The 17,879-nt window shown below is 36.2% G+C and carries 15 protein-coding genes; 8 read left to right on the top strand and 7 right to left on the bottom strand.

The genetic code is table 11. The features are described from left to right. Positions 1-15: 15 nt before the first annotated feature. Together SB679_RS08615 and SB679_RS08610 are read right to left on the bottom strand one after the other, a co-directional pair. Positions 16-426, bottom strand: a complete 411-nt coding sequence (locus SB679_RS08615; protein WP_410701847.1) for a hypothetical protein — start codon at positions 424-426, stop codon at positions 16-18. Between the two features lie 6 nt (positions 427-432). Continuing rightward, positions 433-1,557 (bottom strand): DegT/DnrJ/EryC1/StrS family aminotransferase, encoded by a 1,125-nt coding sequence (locus SB679_RS08610; RefSeq protein WP_410701846.1) that lies wholly within the window; start codon positions 1,555-1,557, stop codon positions 433-435. An 86-nt stretch (positions 1,558-1,643) separates the two neighbouring features. Here SB679_RS08610 and SB679_RS08605 point away from each other — a divergent pair, with 86 nt between their 5' ends. After that, complete coding sequence (locus SB679_RS08605) at positions 1,644-3,248, top strand: S8/S53 family peptidase (RefSeq protein WP_410701845.1); 1,605 nt, start codon at positions 1,644-1,646, stop codon at positions 3,246-3,248. Between the two features lie 409 nt (positions 3,249-3,657). Here the strand turns inward: SB679_RS08605 and SB679_RS08600 are convergent, their stop codons facing one another. Then, complete coding sequence (locus SB679_RS08600; protein WP_410701844.1) at positions 3,658-6,192, bottom strand: phosphoenolpyruvate carboxylase; 2,535 nt, start codon at positions 6,190-6,192, stop codon at positions 3,658-3,660. Between the two features lie 106 nt (positions 6,193-6,298). Between SB679_RS08600 and SB679_RS08595 the strand changes: the two genes are divergently transcribed. The 7 genes from SB679_RS08595 (at position 6,299) to SB679_RS08565 (ending at position 12,108) form a co-directional block, all read left to right on the top strand. Continuing rightward, positions 6,299-6,967: a hypothetical protein gene (locus SB679_RS08595; RefSeq protein ID WP_410701843.1), complete on the top strand. Its 669-nt coding sequence runs from the start codon at positions 6,299-6,301 to the stop codon at positions 6,965-6,967. Positions 6,968-7,056: 89 nt separating this feature from the next. Then, positions 7,057-7,788, top strand: a complete 732-nt coding sequence (locus SB679_RS08590; RefSeq protein ID WP_410701842.1) for a hypothetical protein — start codon at positions 7,057-7,059, stop codon at positions 7,786-7,788. A gap of 76 nt (positions 7,789-7,864) precedes the next feature. Then, positions 7,865-8,470, top strand: coding sequence for a hypothetical protein (locus tag SB679_RS08585; protein WP_410701841.1), 606 nt, complete (start codon positions 7,865-7,867; stop codon positions 8,468-8,470). A 95-nt stretch (positions 8,471-8,565) separates the two neighbouring features. Next, positions 8,566-9,231 carry a hypothetical protein gene (locus SB679_RS08580; RefSeq protein ID WP_410701840.1) on the top strand — a complete coding sequence of 222 codons (666 nt, stop codon included), beginning with the start codon at positions 8,566-8,568 and terminating at the stop codon, positions 9,229-9,231. 291 nt (positions 9,232-9,522) lie between these two features. Then, a complete protein-coding gene (locus tag SB679_RS08575) occupies positions 9,523-10,686 on the top strand; it encodes an iron-containing alcohol dehydrogenase (protein ID WP_410701839.1) in 1,164 nt (387 codons plus the stop codon). 240 nt (positions 10,687-10,926) lie between these two features. Further along, positions 10,927-11,388: a lipocalin family protein gene (locus SB679_RS08570; protein WP_410701838.1), complete on the top strand. Its 462-nt coding sequence runs from the start codon at positions 10,927-10,929 to the stop codon at positions 11,386-11,388. 63 nt (positions 11,389-11,451) lie between these two features. Further along, positions 11,452-12,108, top strand: a complete 657-nt coding sequence (locus SB679_RS08565) for a GDSL-type esterase/lipase family protein (RefSeq protein WP_410701837.1) — start codon at positions 11,452-11,454, stop codon at positions 12,106-12,108. 167 nt (positions 12,109-12,275) lie between these two features. On the opposite strand, the gene SB679_RS08560 is transcribed toward SB679_RS08565, so the two are convergent. The 4 genes from SB679_RS08560 to SB679_RS08545 form a co-directional block, all read right to left on the bottom strand. After that, on the bottom strand, positions 12,276-13,628 hold the full coding sequence (locus SB679_RS08560; protein ID WP_410701836.1) for a DEAD/DEAH box helicase: 1,353 nt from the start codon (positions 13,626-13,628) through the stop codon (positions 12,276-12,278). A 305-nt stretch (positions 13,629-13,933) separates the two neighbouring features. Continuing rightward, positions 13,934-14,446 carry a hypothetical protein gene (locus tag SB679_RS08555; RefSeq protein ID WP_410701835.1) on the bottom strand — a complete coding sequence of 171 codons (513 nt, stop codon included), beginning with the start codon at positions 14,444-14,446 and terminating at the stop codon, positions 13,934-13,936. Between the two features lie 29 nt (positions 14,447-14,475). Then, complete coding sequence (locus SB679_RS08550) at positions 14,476-16,125, bottom strand: ABC1 kinase family protein (protein WP_410701834.1); 1,650 nt, start codon at positions 16,123-16,125, stop codon at positions 14,476-14,478. A 216-nt stretch (positions 16,126-16,341) separates the two neighbouring features. Next, the gene (locus SB679_RS08545; protein ID WP_410701833.1) at positions 16,342-17,850 is read right to left on the bottom strand and encodes a nitrilase-related carbon-nitrogen hydrolase; all 1,509 of its coding nucleotides are present in this window, start codon (positions 17,848-17,850) and stop codon (positions 16,342-16,344) included. Positions 17,851-17,879: the final 29 nt, after the last annotated feature.

Below are 17,879 nucleotides of genomic sequence, written 5' to 3'. Positions count from 1 at the left end.
TTTTGTAATAAATTTTTATTCTTTGTGTTGTCCTATTTCTTCTATTTCGTTTTCTGGTTTACCTTTTTTGACTTTATATTTATTAACAATTATTAAAACTGCTATAAATGATAATGCATACGTACAGGTACTATAGCCACGAGAGAAACCATGAGCCAAAATCTCAGTTAATGCAGCCTTTCCGGATAAAATAATAAATAAGCATAAACTAATATTAAGAAATAAAATAGCTCTGTTGTATTTTTCTATTAAATTAATAAAAGCAAACAAATTAAGAATCAGCGAGAAAGAAGTAAATAATAATTTAAATACTGTAAAATTATTAAATGCCGAAATTACTGCAATGAATGAAAACAGCAGTAGTGAAAAACTAACCGTTACTGCTAAATAAAACACTGCCTTCTTTTCAAAAAGTCTTTTATTCATTTAATCTTATCCCATAAACTCTAATACCGCATCCGTAATATACTTCAACTGTTCTTCGTCTAATTCCGTATGCATAGGAAGTGATATCACCTGATCCAACAATTTGTCTGTATTTACAAAATCAGCATCATTGCTTTCCTGGAAATACGCTTTTTGTTTTCTTAATGCTACCGGATAATAGATCATAGCCGGAATTTCTTTTTCAGTTAAGAATTTTTGCAGATCGTTACGTTTCCCGTTAAGAATTCTCAACGTGTATTGATGGAATACGTGTGTAGAATTTTCCGCTCTTTTTGGAGTAAGGATATGCTCATTACCTGCAAAAGCTTCATCGTAATAATCAGCCGCTTTTCTTCTTGACTCATTATAAGAGTCCAGATTAGGAAGCTTTTTTCTTAATACAGCCGCCTGAATACTGTCTAACCTTGAGTTTACTCCTACCTCATCATGGTAATATCTTTCATACATTCCATGATTTACGATACCTCTTAGACGATGTGCCAGTTCATCATTATTAGTAAAAATAGCACCTCCATCACCATAACATCCAAGGTTTTTTGATGGAAAGAATGAAGTGGTTCCTACGGTAGACATGGTTCCGGCGTGTTTTACCGTTCCATCTGAAAATGTAAACTGTGAGCCTATCGCCTGAGCGTTGTCCTCAATAACGTATAGATTATGTTCTTCAGCAATTTTTAAAATTTCTTCCATATTCGCACACTGTCCAAAGATGTGTACAGGAATAATTGCTTTCGTTCTAGGGGTAATTGCTTTTTTAATCTGATCTGTGGAAATCGTGAATGTATCGTAATCTACATCTACCAAAACAGATTTTAGTTTAAGCAGATGAATAACTTCTACTGTTGCTGCAAAAGTAAAATCGGCAGTGATTACTTCGTCCCCTTCTTTCAGGTCTAAAGCCATCAAAGCAATCTGTAAAGCATCCGTACCATTGGCACAAGGAATTACATGCTTTACGTCTAAATAAGATTCCAATTCATTCTGGAAGGACTTTACTTCAGGGCCGTTGATAAAGGCCGCCGAATCCATTACATTTAAAACTGCATTATCTACGTCATTCTTTATTTTGTAATACTGACTTTGTAAGTCAACCATCTGAATTTTTTTCATAAACAAATATTTGTGTAAAAATAAGGAATTTAAAATCCTTTCAAAAATTTTATTGATTTTGTTTTATCTTTATATAAAATAATTCCATGAAAAAACTTTTACTCTTTTGTATTTTAACAGGTTACTCGGCTATGCAAGCACAAACAGCTCTTGTATTTGTTTATTTTACAGATAAACCCAATAAAGCTGCATTTTATGCCAATCCTCTTTCTGAACTTACTCAGAAGGCCCTCAACAGGCGTACCACATTAGGTATTTCGCTTAATGATCAGGATGCACCGATTGAGGCATCTTACCTCCAAAATCTGCAGAATCTGGGATTCACGGTTACCGATTATTCCAAATGGCTGAACGGAGCAACCGTAAATGCTACCCCAGCACAGATCACCTTATTGCAGGCACAACCTTATGTACAATCAGTGGAAAGTTTTGCAAAAAATAGTACCGGCGGAACAAAAATGGCGAATATTAATAAATGGGATGACATTTCAGGCACCCATAAAACGGTCACTACTTTTGATTATGGATCGGGTGCAGATCAGGTAGATCAGGTCAATCTGAGACCTCTTCATCTGGCAGGATACACCGGAACCGGAATATCTATCGCTGTGATCGACGCAGGCTTTCCCACAGTGGATACAGGGTCTGCATTTTCAAGATTATGGACTAATAATCATATAAAAGCGGGCTATGATTTTGTCACTAAAACCAGTAATATTTACAATACTTCCCTAAGTACGCACGGATCTATTGTTTTAGGAGCAATTGGTGGCTATATAGAAAGTACTTTTGTGGGATCGGCTCCTGATGCTGATTTTTATCTTTACCGAAGCGAAAATGCAACTGTAGAAATCCCCGAGGAAGAAATATATTGGATCGAAGCTGCTGAAGAAGCCGACCGTAAAGGCGTAGATATCATCACCTCATCATTAGGCTATTATACTTTTGACGATTCACGGTATAATTATACATACGCCAATATGAACGGAACTACTTCCTTCATTGCAAGGGCTGCAGAAATTGCTACCAATAAAGGAATTTTTGTTCTGATAGCCGCGGGAAACTCAGGAGCTCAGCCATGGCATTATATTTTAACCCCTGCAGATAATGCAAAAGTATTCAGCATAGGTTCTGTAGATGCATCAGGAAATTCATCAGGATTTTCATCATTCGGTCCCAATTCTGTAGGCGTTATCAAACCGGACGGAAGCACAAGAGGCACCGCCACCGCAACTGTCTACAACAATACAACCACCACTGCCAGTGGAACATCCATTGCCACTCCGATTGCTGCCGGAGGTGCTGCATGTCTGATCCAGGCATTCCCCACTATGAACAGGGACCTTATGAGAACCAAGCTAAGACAGACCGCCTCATTATATCCCAATCATACCGACCAGATGGGATATGGTATTCTCAATTTCGGAAGCCTTTATAATTCTACTCTGAATACCTCAGAACTGGTGCAGAAAGAAAAGTTCGCGATATTTCCAAACCCGGTTAAAAACATCTTGAATATTGCTTCTGAAAGTGATATAAAATCATTAGAAATCTATGATAATTTAGGAAGGTTTATCAGGAAAAACACAGGTGAAAAATCTATTAAGGTGGAGGATTTTGCCAAGGGTGTTTATTATCTGAAAATCCAGACTAAAGATCGGGTGTATTATGAGAAGTTCATTAAGGAATAGTCTTTTCCTACTAATTTTTTTGTCTCGCAGATCGAGCAAATTGTGCGGATTAAAATAACATCTTTGTGAACTTTTGGGGTTTAATTTCTATAACCACAGATTTCGCAAATGAGCACAGATGATGATGCTAAAATCGCATCGATCGGGCGAATTGAGCAGATCTTTTTTGCTCATGATGAATAAAAATATTTTATTTTTTTTAACTAACTTATGTGAGCTTATTCATGAATCATCATTTGAACTTAACTAAGGTGTTCAAAAGCCTTTGTGTCTCTGTTGTTTAAATTTTACAATCACAGATTTCGCAGATGAGCACAGATGATCATGTTCGACGCACGCACATAATATAAAAAAACAAAATCCTCTCGTATTGGGAGGATTTTGTTTTATCATGTTTTTGAAGATAATTTTATGCTGAGTTTCGGCTTGCATTGATATTTCCAAACAGAGAACGGGTTACCAGCTTTTCATAGGCTTCTTTATCTCCTTCTCCTTTCTGGATCTTCATTAACGCATATTGTTGAATACTCAGGAGCGGAAGTACAATTTTCTCACGGATCTTTACTGATTTTCGGGATAACGGATCTTCCTCCTGAAGCATTTTAAATCCAGTCAGTTCCAGCATAATATTCTTTGAAAGGTTATATTCTTCAAAAAGGACATTCCAGAATGCTCCGAATTTAGGATTGCTTTTAATGTAGTACGTCAATGGGAAATAGGACTTATTCATACTCATCATTGAGTTTAAGACTAACGTTTTAAAGAAATCGGATCCTTTGTAAAGATCTCTCACTTCTTCAAACCGTCCCTGTTCTTTCATCTGCTCCATGGCAAAACCGAATCCAAAGAATCCCGGTACATTCTGCTTCAGCTGAGACCAAGAACCCACAAACGGAATAGCTCTCAGATCTTCAAATCTAAGCTCACTGTCGCCTCCTCTTTTTGAAGGGCGGCTTCCGATATTGGTTTTCCCGTAATATTCCAGGGTACTCATTTCCTGCAGGTAAGGAACAAACATGGGATGCGCCTTCAGATCTGAGTATTTTTTATAACTGATATTGGCAAGTTCAGTAATTAATTTTCTTTCTTTTTCGGTCAGATCTTTTTTAGAATTCTTGAACACATCATTTTCTACACCGGCTGTTAAAAGCTGCTCAAAGTTGTATTTTGCCTGTTCTTTATTTCCAAAAATACTGGTGATAGTCTGTCCCTGAATCGTTAATTCAATCTTGTTATTGGCAATAGTATTTCCTTGGGAAGCATAGAAATCGTGGGTTTTCCCACCACCTCGTGCCGGTGGACCTCCTCTGCCATCAAAGAAAACGACTTTTATGCCGTTTTGTTCTGAAAGGCTGGTAAGTACTTCCTTAGCTTTATAGATTTCCCAGTTTGCTTTCAGGTATCCGCCATCTTTCGTTCCATCTGAGAAACCGAGCATAATCGTCTGCTGATTTCCTCTTTTTTGGAGATGTTTTTTATAGATAGGATTCTGATACAGTTCACTCATCACCTTTTCAGCATTATCCAGACCTTCCATCGTTTCGAAAAGCGGAACAATATCCATATTGATATCCTGGTCCTGATATCCGCAGATTTTAAAGAAAGCATAGACATTCATGACATCTTTTACGGCATCAGAATTAGAAATGATATAGCGGTTCATTCCCCTGAACCCATTCTGTTGTTGGATTTCTGTAATTTGTGAAACCGTCAGTAATGTATCTTTTATAATATCTTCAAAATCTTCCGGACTTACTTTATCTGAGATTTGAATTAGTTTATTGAATTTTTCTTCCTGACTGGCTTCTTGATTTCCATATACTTTTGCAAATACATCATCTATTACTTTCTGATGAATGCGGCTGTCCTGGCGGATATCCAACGTGGCAAAATGAGTTCCGAAAATTTTCACACGGTCTCTGAAGTTCACCAACAGATCAAGGAATAGTCCATTGTGCTCATTAACCAGGATTTTTTCCGCTTCCTCTGTTTTCTTAAGAATATCTTCAGAAGTAATGGCTTTTCCGTCGAAAATGGCACCGTATAACTCTTCGCTAAGCAGTCCTAATACTTCTGAAACGCCTCTAAAACTTAATCTTCTTCTGATAAATTTAAGGTGGCTATAATAAGATTTTAAAATTGCTGAGCGTAGCTCTTCTGCGACTCTTTTGGTTACATCGGCAGTTACAAAAGGATTCCCATCTCTATCACCTCCTGGCCAGAAACCAAGCTGAATAATATCTTCATGAAGATGAAAATGACCGTTGCCAAAGGTTTTTCTGATCTTCGTAAACAGTTCTCCTATGGTATCGTAATAGACATATCTTAAATAGGAAATAATGCTGAGCGCCTCATCCACTGGAGTCGGCTTTTCTTTATTCACAAAAGGGGTTTTTCCCAGCTGTTGCAGAAGCATATCGATATTGGTAACAGAGTCTGTAGTGATCGCTGTTCTCAGGTCCTGAATAATCCGCTGTACAGAGCTTGGATAAAACTGTGTCGGGTGAGCCGTAAACACAACTTTTACCGTGAAATCTTTAAGTTTCTCACGAACTTTTTCAAGCTTGTGATCCAGAAGTGAACGTTCAAAAAGATTAGTTACCGTACCACTGTCGCTTTCGGAATGAAGGCTCGGAAATGCAGCATCTTCAATACTGTCGAACAGTACGACCTGTCTTTCTATATATTGTATGATTTTGAAAAGCAGTTCTAATTTCTGCTCTTCTGTATGAAGGTCTGTATGGCTTTTAAAGAATTCTTCAACTATTTCTTCGGGAGTTTTCCCGGCCTCATAGCCGTTCTTACTTTCCTCATAAAGAAACGGGAGAAGCATCCCGATATTCGTCATTTTATCATAAGGCAGGCTCATAAATAATGAATTGTAGATCTGGAATTTATTTTCCACGATCTGCCTGAATTTTTCTGCGCGTTGGTCGTGTATCATATTAACAAATGTAGTGGATTTTGTTTTTAATCGGAGTGAATTTTTTAGAAAATTGCACTAAATGATTTTATATATTTGAAATTATTTACCCAATCAATTAACAAAAATGAAATTTCAGTTTGGAATTATATTTTACAGCATTCTTGAAATAATAACATTATTATCAGGCGTTTATTTTTTTAAACTGGCTCCTGTCTTTTCTATTATCTTTTTCATTGCTTTTATTACCATCGCAACTCTTTTGTATAAAGAATATACCGATAGCAAAAGAAAACCTGAAGTAATGAATGAAAAAGAAATTCCTAAAGAGATCAATTTAAAAAAACCTCTAACCTATTCCATTACTACTATTTTCAGTTATTTGATTTTCATTATTGTAAGTATATTTTTTCTAATACTTTACATTGACAAAACACCGAAGCAGGAAGTATTTATCATGATAATGCCGATCGCAGTAATTTTACTTTTTATTATACTCATTATTATGAAAATCCGAAAGGTATCAGATGTCATTATATCGATTAATACTGTTGGAATTCAATTATATAAACAGCCAAGAATGAACTGGGGCAATATAGAAAATCAAAGGTTTAGAAAAAGGTATGTAAGTCATCCGGAATCACGTTTTAATGAAAGAGGAGAAATTAATTACCTGGAGTTCTTTTGTAAAGGTGAAAAATTTGAAGTTATCATTGATGAACTTGAAATTAGCCCCGCTCTTTTAGAGCATTATCTTAGCGTTTATAAAAAGATTTCAGAAAAACAATCCAACTGATTATATATAATTAATTTGTAATAAAACGATGATATTACAACAGTAAAAATTTGAAATAATTACTATCTTCAGTCTCTTCTAAAAAACTAATGAAAAACATACTCCCTTTTATATTATTATTTCTCTGTTTCAACGCTTATTCTCAGAACAGGAAAAAAGACACCCTAAGCAACGGAATGCCGGATTGCACGGAATCTTATAAGAATGACAGCATCTACTTTAAAAAAATAACTAGTGAAGGGAGAAAAACAGATTATAGGGAGCTCAATAAATTAATTATAGAACATCTTATTCCTGAAAACATTCCTTCCAAAGATCTTGTCGTCTATCTTAATGAAAAAGTTGTTGCTGTGATTTGTCCCGAGGGATCCGATTGGTGCGCCAGCGGTTTTAATGTAAAAAATCCCAATTATAATGATTCCCATTTTTGGACACCGCAAACCCTGAAAATTTTCAATCAGCGTTCTAATAAAAATATCATTCCCAAAAAGATAGAAATCGGAGGTTCATATGCTCTTCAGTATATTGATAAGGAGCATCCGTTTACCAATGAGTCTACTCAGGAATATATTTTAAGGCAAGATACCGGGGAATATCTTCAGAAAAAGTATCATGTCATCCATGACAAAGACCATACACCCGTTAATTTGGCCTTGTCCAACTCTATTCTTATGAATTTCTTCAATTATTTAGACCAAAAAGTAATGGTTATCATAAAATATAATCATGTAGGCAACAGAGGTAAAGAGCAACGAATGACATTTCAGTATACCAACAAAAAATGGAACCTTATATCGCATGAAGCGTTCGATTTGAATTAATTAAAATCCGAAGTTCATGAAGTAAAATGGCAGAGATCAAATCCCATTTTTATAAATTTGTACAAACACCTTTCTCATGAAAATAATTTCTGTTGTCTTTGTTTTAACTTCCGGTCTGATCTTTTCGCAGACAGCCAAAACAATTCCTACTGATTACAGAAAAATTCCGGAAATATTAGATACTGTTGATTATCTGTATCCATTTGTGAAGCCGGACAAGAAATACGCCTACTGGAAGGTGCTGCGAAACATCAATGACCCGGAAAAAGCCATTATTTATGAGAGTCAGATGCCGGATTATATGACTATTAATGAACCGCCTCCTTCACAAGGATTTTTCCAGGAATGCGTAACGGAAAACTGTTTCTCTTACGTGATTGCCTGTAAAAGTGAACGGGCAGAATATTTCACCAATGAACAGCAGTTAAGAGATTTTATAGGATCTGTTGATAATATCTCTGAAGCCCTTCTTGTCTCAAAAACATATGGCTACACCTTTGATTCAAAAAATATACTCGGCGGATCTTACAAAATGGAAAATGATTATTTCCTGCTGTATCTTTCAAAACCAAAGGACTGCCCTGCCCCCAAAGAATCTTTTTTTATAAGAATCAATAAAAAAACCGGAAAACTGGAAGCAAAGAGCAATGGACTGTATAAGAATGACCATTGCACTCAATAGCGATCAACAAAAATATTTTCAATTTTTTCGTATCAGTATTACGTCCTTTTTTTGAAATTTCTCTATCTTGGCCGTCATTTTCAGCATCCTTTATAATGAAAGAAAAACTAGCAACCATCATCTTTATAGCCTTAGGAATTGCATCAGCTATATTGGGCTTTTATCTTATTCGGGAAGAACCTCTTTTTTCACTTGCGTTCTTTATCGGTTCCATCAACTGTGGAATTTCTGCATTTCATGAATATTCGTATTATACCCATAGAAACCAACCTATTGATGAGAGAAATTTACCCGGTGAAATGATTATCAAGTATTCTGTATCGGAAATGGTGAATAGTTTTTTAGGCTACTCCGTTTTTATAGCATTAGGTATATTCTTCTTAACGATGGTTGGATTTGATTATAAAAAATATCAGAAAACCGACTTTGCTTTACTTGCTCTTGCCGCATTTTTCATCATCACTTATGGATTCAAAATCGTTAAAGTAATCCGGAAAGTTATTGCTCCTCCGATAATAAACATCAGTACTCAGGGAATTGTCTTAGATTCTGCATTCGTGATGAGCTGGGATGACATCGAGGATGAAAAAATAACGATGAAAAAGGAATCTTATTCTCCCTATAAAAAAGGAGCAAAATATCTTTCCTTATTTCATCAAAATAAAAAAATAGAAGAAAAAATAGATTACCTTGATGTAGCGGATTATACCCTTGAACAGTATTTAAAAATATACAGGACCCGTTCTCAGCAAAACGGTTAGATCAATTTTCTGGGCAGGAATAATGTTTTTAATATCAACCACGAAAGCCACAAATATCTTTTTTGAATGCCTAAAAATTGGTAGACTCCCAATTCCCCTCCCTTGGAGGGGTGGCAAATCAAAGATTTGACGGGGTGGTTTAAAAAGAAAACAGACTTACTTCTCCCGTAGCAGAAATTAAAGCAAAATTTCAATAGTTTTCATCATATTCAATCATATTAATTTTACCACTTTCTTAACTTAAATTTAATTGGGCATTCCGTACATTTGAACTACAAAAATTTAAGAACAATGCTTAATTTCGAGTTTAAAAATCCTACAAAAATACTTTTCGGGAAAGGCGAAATCGCTAAAATCTCCAAGGAGATTCCTAAAGACGCCAATATATTAATGATTTACGGTGGCGGAAGCATCAAGAGCAATGGTGTATACGACCAGGTAAAAGAAGCGCTAAAAGACCATCAGGTACATGAATATGGCGGGGTTCCTGCCAATCCTGAATATGAGGTTTTAGTAGAAGCTTTACAAGTTATAAAAGAAAAAAACATTACGTATCTACTGGCTGTGGGTGGAGGTTCTGTTATTGACGGAACAAAATTCCTTTCTGCCGCTGCCAATTACACTGGTGAGCCATGGGAAATCCTTAAAAAACCGGTACGAACTTTTGAAGGGGAAGCTATGCCTTTCGGAAGTGTTTTGACGCTTCCTGCTACAGGTTCAGAAATGAATTCAGGGTATGTGATTTCAAGAAGAGAAACGAATGAAAAATTATCTTCCGGAGGCCCGGGACTTTTCCCGCAGTTTTCTGTATTAGACCCTGAAGTCATCAGATCTATTCCTAAAAAACAGATCGTTAACGGAATTACTGATGCTTATACGCACGTTTTAGAACAATATATGACCGCTCCTTCTTCTGCAGATCTTCAGGAAAGAATTGCAGAAAGTATCCTGATCAGTCTTCAGGAAACGGCTCCTAAAGTATTGTCAGATGATTTTGACTACAATGCTGCCGGAAACTTTATGTGGTGCTGTACAATGGCGTTAAACGGATTGATCCAAAAAGGAGTTATCACCGATTGGGCAGTACATGCCATGGGCCATGAACTGACTGCTTATTTCGGAATTGATCACGCGAGAACATTGGCTGTCATTGCTCCTTCTCATTACCGTTATAATTTTGAAGCCAAAAAAGGCAAACTGGCACAATATGCTGAAAGAGTCTGGGGAATCAAAGAGGGAACGGTAGAAGAAAAAGCAGAACAAGGTATCAAAAAAATGGAAGAATTTTTCCACAGTTTGGATATCAAAACAAAGCTTTCAGAATATACTGAAGAGTACCAGGGAACTGCTGAGAGAGTAGAAAAAGCGTTTACAGAAAGAAACTGGCTGGGATTAGGTGAACACAAAAACCTGACACCCCAGGATGCTTCAAAAATTGTAGCCATGAGTTATTAAAAAACAGGAAGCTGGAAATATGGGCTTTCAAAAGAAGTTTATGATAAGCTATAACTGGTGATGCAACCACTGATCAGGAATTATCCTATTTCTTCTGATTTTATTTTAGTATAAATCAACAAATTTCCAGCTTCTTACTATAAACTTTATTTATTTATAAACATTCGTTTAAAAAACCGTAATTTCATTATAAATATTTCAAATTTATTTATATTTTAGCATATTCTTAAATTTGTGAAAATGAAAAAACAGCTACTTTTATTTGCCTTTTCTGCGTTGGCACTTACTTCTTGCGAAGATGATAATATTAAAGCATATGAGATCGATATGCTGAAAGGAGATTGGAAAGAAAGCAAGAGAGAGGTTATTTCCGGAAAAGACAATAAAACCGTGCTTAACACTCAAGTCCCTACGGGATGTAGTGCAAAAAATACGCTTTATTTCAGAACTGACTTTTACACCAGTTATACCGCTTATTCCGGAAATGGAATAGACTGTCAGGTAAATGCAGCTACAACAGGTAAATTTACGTATGATGAGGAGAATAAAGCTCTGAACATCAAGTTTGATAATAATGATGAGGAAAAATATAAAGTAATGGTCCTGACAAGCCAGGATCTGAAAGTCATGACACTTTCCAACAATATCGACCAAAACGGCGATCAGGTTGCCGACTATACGTACATTACGTACAAAAGATAATCACAAACTCCCGGTTTTATCGGGAGTTTTTTTTATTTTTATGGTACTCTTAAATTAGAAACAATGAAGAAGATTTTTTCAGCATTCCTATTGCTGTCTTTTGCCCTTTTCTTTTCACAGGAAAAAAAGCCGATGTTCTGGCAGGACATTCAAAATTTTAAAAAATTAGATCAGGAACAGGCGCCCCCAAAAGATGCTATTCTGTTGGAAGGAAGTTCATCCTTTACAAAATGGACGGATGTTGCCAACTATTTCCCGGGCAAAACGATCATCAACAGAGGTTTTGGAGGATCCAGACTGACAGATCTTAATGATTTCGCCAATGACCTTCTTGACCCTTATCGCCCTAAGCAGATTATTGTCTACTGTGGTGAAAATGATTTTGCCGATAATCATCAGCTAAAAGCTAAAGAGGTGGTAAAAAGGTATAAAACGTTCTACAAAAAGATCCGCGAAAAATTTCCGAACATTCAGGTAGATTATATTTCAATGAAGTATTCTCCAAGCAGAAAGGAACTTTGGCCGCAGATGAAAGAAGCGAATAAAAAAATTGCCGCTTTCATGAAAAAAGAACCGAATGCAGACTTCATCGATATTACAAAAGTAATGGAAGACGCTAACGGAAATGTAAGAAAAGATCTTTTCGTGGAAGATATGCTTCATATGACACCAGAGGGATATATACTCTGGACTAAGGTTATGAATCCTTATATGAAATAATGGTAGGTTTCCTTTAAACCACCCCGTCAAATCAAAGATTTGCCACCCCTCCAAGGGAGGGGAATGGGATCCTATGAATTAAAGTGGCTTACAAGTTTTATTGCCTGCTTAAAAGTCCAAATAAGTTCAGTATAAAAAAAGCTTCACTGTGATAGTGAAGCTTTTTATTATTTCTTTCTCTTGGATTTCGAGATGGTTTTCTGCTGAGCACGGTTGGCACCGAATTTTTTTGGAGTTTTTCTTTTTGAAGGTCCACCCCAGTTTTCTTTTTTGTTCTTTTCCTTTTTCTCGTGGAAAGCTCCCCCTCCTTCGTAAAGTTTCACCTGAGCAGGATTCTTCATTACGATTTCATCTTCTTCTGAGGCAATTTTCTTAGGATTGATGGTTACTTCTTCAGGGAAATCAACAAACTTAAGTTCTTTATCCATCAATAGCTCAATGTCCAGGATTAAAGGTTCTTCTTTCTTCGTTACGAAAGTGATGGCTTTACCGTCTTTATCTGCTCTACCTGTTCTACCGATTCTGTGGATATATTGCTCCGGAACTTCGGGTGTTTCAAAATTGATAACGTGGGTAACATCAGAAATATCCAATCCTCTTGCCATGATATCTGTAGTGATCAGACCACGTACTTCTCCGTTCTCAAAGCTTTTCATTGCTTTCAGTCTGTAGTTCTGGGATTTATTGGAGTGAATTACATCAAATTGTCCAGGGAAAAGTTCATCAAACTTGGTAAACAATACGTCGGCATTCTTTTTATTGTTATTAAAAATCAACACCTTGGACATATCTTCATTGTTTTTCAATAAATGTTCAAGAAGATTAATCTTTGTATTAAAGTTTTCTACTTTGTATCCAGTCTGATCAATTTTTTCAAGCGGAGTTCCTGATTTAGCTAATGATATTTCAATAGGGCCTGCAAAATACTGAGCCAGCATTTCGTCCACCGCTTCGGTCATTGTTGCGGAGAAAAGAATATTCTGTCTTTTCTCTTTCATCATCTGAATAATGTGAGATAACTGAGGTCTGAAACCTAAGTTAAGCATCTCATCAAATTCATCAATAATTAATTTTTGAACTTCTCTCAGCGAAATTGCGTTATCAATAGCCAGGTCCATTACCCTTCCCGGTGTTCCCACCAATATATCGCATCCGTCATTGAAAAGAAGTTTCTGAGTGTTGATATTCTTTCCACCGTAGATCCCAATTACTCTTGCCGTAATGTTCTCTGTTAATTTTTCAATAATTTCTGCTACCTGTACTACCAATTCTCTTGTAGGAACCAAAACTAAAACACTAGGGTTTCCGCTTTTGCTGTATTTCCATGCTTTAAGCACCGGCAATAAATACGCTAGCGTTTTTCCTGTTCCAGTTTGTGCAATTCCCATTACATCTCTTCCTGAAAGTATGGGCTTCAGACTCTTCTCCTGAATAGGCGTAGGTTCAAATAATTCCAAATCCGCCAAAACATCAAGAATTTTAACCGGCAGGTCAAAATCTGCAAAAGTGAGTTTTTCCATTTTGCAAAGATAAGTATTTAATTAACTTGTTAAATGTACAATGTATAATGTAAGGGGTAAAAAGTATAATGTGTGATGGAAAGTGTAAAAGGTAGAAAGTATAATGTACAATGTATAGTGTAAACAATATACACACATTCAATTAATAATCAACTATTTAAACCATTTATTTTGAGATTATACTATATATTGATTCTTTCCCAAATTATCTTTTATCATAAACCTTTATAAAATAATTTTTAACAAAATCCAACAATTCTGAAACTATGAAATACATTTTACTTTGTACCATGTACACCGTACATTTATTTCAGTTGTACACTTTTACTGATTATTTTAATATCATCATCGAGCCACTGACTTGATGTAATGATTACATATCCTTTCTTTTTCGTATCTTTTTTAATAGGAAATTTATCTTCCTCCCACTGTGAACAGTGAGTAGAAATAGGCTCTACCAAAGGTTTCCATCCTGCTTTTGAAAGCGTATATGCATAAAAAGGATGCCAGCAACTGGTACACCAGCCGGGATAGAAGCCAATTTCGTCCTTTCCATCGCCATTCAAATCTTTAAGGTTATAGAGGGCTCCACTATTGGCAGGTGAAATGGAAAAAGGTTTTATATTTTTATCACTGAAATAAATTGTCGTTTCGCATTTCCCATCACATTCATCACTGCAGTCGTTTACTTTTACAAAGGCATATTCTTTAGTTCCGTTGCCGTCAAAATCTCCTAAAATACCATCTTTATCCGATTCCTGAGCATATGAAAAAGAGAAACAGCATATTATTGAAAGGGTTGCAATAAGGGTTTTCATGATTGTTTATCGTTTACAATTGATTTGTTTTACTTTCTGGTTATCCTTAATAGAAGTATGATCACTAGCAGAATAGAAAATAAAAATCCAAGAATTGCCACCACAGACATTTCTCCAATTCTAGGGCCCGCTTCAGAAACAAAAACGATCGCCGTTGCAATCATGTTTGCGCCTAAAATTATGGCTAACATAAGATTGACCGTGCTTGATTTAATCAGCTGATTTGTCTTTTCTATATTTTTAAATTCGGTAGAAACGGTGAATTTATTCTCGTCCAGTTTTTGAAGAACAGAGCGGAGTTCTTTGGGAATTTCATCTACATTATCCGTAAAATTCATCATTCTGTCCATTCCGGTTTTCAAAAGATTTTTGGGATTGATCTTTCGGGTAAGAATTTTTTTCGTGTATGGACTTAAGCTTTTAACGATGTCCAGATCAGGATTGATGGTTCGCCCTACTCCTTCTATCAATCCTATTCCTTTAAACAGCAGATAGAAATAATCCGGCATGTGCAAGCGGTTATCTTTCAAAACATCTTTCATTTTATTGATGATCTCCTGAGGATTTATTTCTTTCAGGGAGGTGCTGTGTACAAAATTCAGAATATCTTCAACATCATTTTCAAATCTTCTCTCATCCGGAATTTCATAGCTTACGGCCATTTTCTTAAGTGATCTTACAATTTTATGAGCATTTTTAGCCACAAAACTAACAATCAGATTTTCCAGGATCTCTTTATCATTCGGTTGAATCTTTCCTACTGCTCCAAAATCAATGAAAACAACTCTGCCATCTTTTTTTACTAAAATATTTCCGGCATGGGGATCCGCATGAAAGAAACCATAGTCTAAAATCTGGGAAACAAACAATCGTAATCCTACTTCAGAAATCTTTACAGGATCGATTCCATGGGCAATAAGTCCTGTTTTATCTGTTACCTTGATTCCATCAATAAACTCCATACAAAGGACATTATTATTGGATAAGTCTTCATAAATTTTCGGAACGTATGTTTCTTTATTATTTTTAAAATTCCGGGCAAACTGCAGGATATTATTCTTTTCGTTGATTAAAGATACTTCCTCCAGCAACGATTTTTCAAAAGTTGAAATAGCCTGTTTCAGATTAAGCTTTTCTCCAATATCAGAATAGGATGAAATGATTTTTTCAAGGTCTTTAATTAAGAGAAGATCATCTTCAATAACCGTCTGAACATCGGCTTTCTTAATTTTCAAAATGACTTCGCTGCCATCGAGTAATACAGCTTTATACACCTGTGCAATGGAAGCTGTAGCCAACGGAATATGCTGAATTTCCTGAAAATAGTCTTTCACCGAGATATTGAATTCATTCTCCATGATTTCTTCCACATTCATTTCTACGGTTTCCACTTTATCCTGGAGTTTTTGCAGCTCCTGAACCAATTCCGGCGGAAGCAGATCTTCTCTGTTGCTGAAAGTCTGGCCAAGCTTTACAAAAGTAGGTCCCAATTCTTCCAACACCAGCCTCATTCGTTCATAAACGGTTCCTTTTGATATGATTTCATCGTCATTTCCTGCCTCTTCTTCCTGTTTATTACCGCTGTTCATTCTTGCCAGCATATCCTTAAATCCGTATTTGCTGAGTACGGAAATCAAACGGGCGGATCTTTTCAGTTTTCTTTGTTGCTTGTCAAACATATTTGTAAAAATAGTGAGTTGTAATGTAATTCCAAAAATTATTCCTATTCTACTTTCTGTTAAGTAGACGTCAGATATCAGACGTCAGATACCAGACTTACAATCAGAATATTAAAGCTTAAAAGTGGATATAAATATATTCCGAATTTCTTTAAATTTTTTATAATTAAGAATTAATGAATATATAAATCCCGCTGAATGAGCGGGATTATTATTTTATTGTGATCTAAGATAAGTTTCATACAAATCATTTCTCCGGTCTTTCATTACCTGTACGGAACCGTTGTAATGAAGGTCTTTCAGAAGATTCAGGTCGACATCCACGATCAAGGTCATCTCTGTATTGGGGGTTGCTTCTCCTTTAACCGCATTGGATGGGAAGGCAAAATCTGAAGGGGTAAATACAGCAGCCTGCCCGAACTGGATATCCATATTATTTACTCCCGGCAGGTTTCCTACACATCCGGCAATGGCTACATAACATTCATTTTCTATAGCTCTTGCTGCTGCACAGTGGCGCACTCTGATATAGGCATTTTGGGTATCAGTAAGATAGGGTACAAAAAGAATTTTCATTCCCTGATCGGCCAAAATTCTCGGTAATTCCGGAAATTCTACGTCATAACAAATCACAAGCCCTATTTTTCCGCAGTCGGTATCGAAAACCTTGATTTCGCTGCCCCCTTTCATTCCGTAGTATTTCCTTTCATTTGGTGTGATATGGATCTTTCGATATTCGTCAATCCTTCCATCGCGGTGAAGAAGATAACTTACATTATACAGATCATTATTTTCAAAAACCGGCATACTTCCGGAGATAATGTTTACGTTATAACTGATGGCCAGTTCGGAAATTTTATTTTTAATCTGTTCTGATAATTTAGCCAGTTCTATCATACTGTCCCTTTCTGAAAGCTTATTGAAAGGCGCTAATAAAGGTGTGTTGAAAAGCTCCGGGAAGAGTACAAAATCTGATTTATAATCACCCATCACATTCACAAAAAACTCAACCTGTTCATAAAAGGCATTGATATCTTTGAAATGCCTCATCTGCCACTGCACCAATCCAAGACGTATGATGCTGTCCTGCATCGTATTGGGTTTTTTGCTGTAATACACATTGTTCCACTGTAGTAAAACTGCATTTTCTCTCGAGGATTCGTCTTCGGGAAGGTATTTTTTCAGGACTCTGATCGGCAGGAAATTATTGGACAACTGAAAGGACAATACGGGATCATAGATTTCCTTATCTCTTACTTTCCGGATATATTCTCTGGCCGACATTTCGTGGCTGTATTTATGATAACTCGGAATTCTTCCGCCCAGAATAATGGATTTCAGATTCAGCAGTTCACAGAGTTCTTTTCGGGCGTCATATAGTCTTCTTCCAAGACGCAGTTCACGAAACTCGGGATCTACGAACACTTCTATTCCGTACAGAACATTTCCTGTGGAAGAATGGGTATTAAAAGTATAATTTCCTGTGATATCGCTATAGGTATGTTCATCGCCAAATTCTTCATAATTCACAATGATGGAAAGGGCTACTGCGGCCAGTTTTCCATCTACCGTTATGCAGATTTGTCCTTTAGGAAATATTTTAGTCAGCTTTTCGATGCTTTTTTTAGACCATATCGATTCTGACATCTGTGGATACGCTCGCTTCATTGTTACGACTAATTCATCGTAATCCTCCACAGTCAGAGGTCTTGTCTCTATTTGCATTTGATGTAATTTTACTTAAATTTAAGAAA

It is taken from the genome of Chryseobacterium sp. SIMBA_029, assembly GCF_046535275.1.
In the GTDB taxonomy this organism is placed as follows: domain Bacteria; phylum Bacteroidota; class Bacteroidia; order Flavobacteriales; family Weeksellaceae; genus Chryseobacterium.
The sequence above is the reverse complement of the archived record's forward strand: the minus strand, read 5'-3'. Positions and strand labels throughout refer to the sequence as shown.